This window comes from Geobacillus sp. BMUD (assembly GCF_013096845.1).
Classification (GTDB): domain Bacteria; phylum Bacillota; class Bacilli; order Bacillales; family Anoxybacillaceae; genus Geobacillus; species Geobacillus vulcani.
Genome location: NZ_SDLA01000100.1, coordinates 1 through 385 on the forward strand (window position 1 = coordinate 1; position 385 = coordinate 385).

Genomic DNA, 385 nt, shown 5'->3' on the forward strand with positions numbered 1-385 from the left:
GCCAGCAGGCAGACACTGCTGGCTTTTTGTTATGGCGGGATTAAAACAGGGGAACCAAGGTAAATAATCCAATGGTCGCCAACAGATTAATCATCGTGGTCATAATGGTGATGACCATCGCCGGCGGGTCAATATGTGTATCGACGTGGATCAGGAAGATACGCGACATCAGTTCACCCAATATCGCGCAAATTATTCCAACGATAGCAGCCCAAATCAGGCTACCTGATGGCACCGCTACCAACGCGGCAGGCAGCGAAATATGATGTGACACCGGTACCTGAGTATTGAAATGCAGGAAAATCAGTGAGAACGCGGAAATACCAAACGCCAGCAGCGCGCCGTTGCCGCCAAACTTCAGGCCTAAAAAGCCTGCCATCAAGCC

General features: G+C 50.6%; 1 pseudogene. It reads right to left on the reverse strand.

From position 1 onward, the window contains the following. Positions 1-40: 40 nt before the first annotated feature. Positions 41-385: pseudogene (gene grpO / locus ETC05_RS17605) on the reverse strand (propanediol utilization system permease GrpO); the annotation flags it as partial.